Raw genomic sequence first — 2138 nt, 5'->3', positions numbered from 1 at the left:
GCATGGCGATCTGGAAAAAGCCCTGCGAACGCCGCACCTGACCGGAACCGTTGCAGTGGCGGCAGGTTTCGGTCTTGCTGCCCGGGGCTGCGCCGCTGCCTTTGCAGTCGCCACAGGTGACGTGCTTGGGCAGGGAAAGGGTGATCTCATCACCATTGGCGGCCTGGGAAAAAGTAATGGTGAGGTTGTAGCGCAGGTCTGATCCGGCCATGGGCCGAGGCCCACGGGCAGAGGAAAACCCAAACAGGTCGCCGAAAATGTCGCTGAAGTGGGCGAAGATGTCTTCGTTGCTGCCGAAGCCGCCGGCCCCACCCTGCACCCCGGCATGGCCGAAGCGGTCGTAGCGGGCGCGTTTTTCCGCATCGCGCAGAATCTCGTAGGCTTCTGCCGCCTGCTTGAATTTTTGTTCGGCCTCGTGATCGCCCGGGTTGTGGTCCGGGTGGTACTTGAGGGCAAGCTTGCGGTATGCCTTCTTAATCTCATCATCACCGGCGCTGCGGCTGACGCCCAGCACCTCGTAGTAATCAAGCTCCATCATGGGTTCCGGTGGCTGCGTGCTTGTGCGCCTGGGTTAAAGGTTGTATTCGCAGGCGCGGCGGCCGCCTTATGGCAACCGCCGCGCGGGAATCTAAGCGCCTTTTATCCCGGCCCGCTTTGGGCCGGATGCCGTAAGGCCGATGCTTTTTGTCCGGCTGCGGATAAAAAACGGTTTTCCGCGCTTTATGAGCCGCGTGGGCCGCATTGTTATGTTTTTCGCAGCCTGCCTTGCGGCAGGGGAGTCAGGCAGGTTTTTTAGAGCATTTAACACTTGAAATGCTCGCTTACGGCAGGCAAAAGCCTGCCTGCTCGCATTTCGTGGCAAGGATTTTCAGGAAAATCCTTGCAGAGCAGTTGACTCATTTCATTCGTAAACTGCTCTAGTTTTCTTCAGCCGTGGGGGCCTGCCCGTCAAGCGGCGTGTAAAGCGCATCGTCATCGGGCAGCACTTTGCCCGCGGCTATTTCACGCAGGGCGGTGACCACTTCCTTGTTGCGCGATTCCACAAGGGGTTCGTAACCTTCGCGGTACTGATGCACACGCTTGATAGCCATCTGCACCAGCAGAAAGCGGTTGTCCACGCGCTCCTGGCAATCTTCAACAGTAATACGGGCCATGCTGCCTCCGTAGTGTGGGCGGCCGGGGGCCGCCAATCTGTGGCGAAAGACTTCGCCGCAGTTCGTTTTTTGAAATAATACCGCCCGACCGTTTGTAAAGGGGGTCGGGCGCGGGATACGCCTGAGTGCAGGCTTTGCCTGCTGAAATAAGATATGATATAGGCCGCCTCTGTACCTGTCAAGAGCCGGGAAAGGCGTCGGACAGCATAGACCATTCTTAAGGAGATTGCCAGTCATGAGCAGAGAAAAACGGTCTTTCGCGCAGGAAGTCTGCGTGAAAAGCGCGGGCAAGGCCATGCAGATGGCAGGCATGCTCTGGCCCGGCTGCCGGGTGGGGGTGGCGGCGTCCGGCGGAGTGGACAGCTTTGTGCTGCTGAAAACGCTTAAAATACGTCAGGGAATCGTACCTTTTCGCTTTGAAATCATGGCTCTGCACCTCAACCCCGGTTTTGACGCCCAAAGCCACGCGGCACTTTTGCCCTGGCTGGCGGAGCACGGCATTCCCGCCCACCTTGAGGTCACAAGCCACGGGCCTGACGCCCACTCAGAAAAAAACCTGCGCCGCTCGGCCTGTTTCCGCTGCGCCTGGCTGCGCCGTAAAAGGCTGTTTGAGCTTTGTTCGCAGTACGGGCTTACCCATCTTGCCCTGGGCCATAATGCCGAAGATCTGGTGGAAACGTTTTTCATGAACATCTGCCGCAACGGGCGCGTGGACGGCATGAGCATGAACGAGCCTTTTTTTGACGGCAAACTGCGGCTTATCCGTCCGCTCATGCTGGTGGAGAAAAAGTATATCCGCCAGGCGGCGCGGCAATGGGGCCTGCCCATCTGGGCCAATGCCTGTCCCTCGGCCGGAAAGACGGCCAGAAGCGACATGGCCCAGACCCTTGAGCATCTTTATGCCGTTACAAAAGACGGCCGACGCTGCGTGCTCAACGGCCTGACCCGCTGGCAGCTGGACAAAAGCAGCGCCGCAGCGCGGGA

Annotated in this window: 3 protein-coding genes; 1 reads left to right on the top strand and 2 read right to left on the bottom strand. The window is 58.9% G+C overall.

The genetic code is table 11. The annotated features are described in order from the left end of the window. Together V6C07_RS13230 and rpoZ are read right to left on the bottom strand one after the other, a co-directional pair. The coding region (locus tag V6C07_RS13230) for a DnaJ domain-containing protein (protein WP_333536945.1) at positions 1-538 on the bottom strand (538 nt) is incomplete at its 3' end. 379 nt (positions 539-917) lie between these two features. Beyond that, positions 918-1154: a DNA-directed RNA polymerase subunit omega gene (gene rpoZ / locus V6C07_RS13225; protein ID WP_333536944.1), complete on the bottom strand. Its 237-nt coding sequence runs from the start codon at positions 1152-1154 to the stop codon at positions 918-920. A 235-nt stretch (positions 1155-1389) separates the two neighbouring features. On the opposite strand from rpoZ, the gene V6C07_RS13220 reads away from it, so the two are divergent. Next, positions 1390-2138 (top strand): tRNA lysidine(34) synthetase (locus V6C07_RS13220; protein WP_333536943.1); only part of this gene is annotated, 749 nt, incomplete at its 3' end.

Source organism: Desulfovibrio sp. 1214_IL3152 (genome assembly GCF_036763055.1).
GTDB lineage: Bacteria > Desulfobacterota > Desulfovibrionia > Desulfovibrionales > Desulfovibrionaceae > Desulfovibrio.
The sequence above is the reverse complement of the archived record's forward strand: the minus strand, read 5'-3'. Positions and strand labels throughout refer to the sequence as shown.

Bases quoted from the DNA above. Each gene is read 5' to 3' on its own strand.
- rpoZ (WP_333536944.1), bottom strand. From the start codon at position 1,154: ATGGCCCGTATTACTGTTGAAGATTGCCAGGAGCGCGTGGACAACCGC.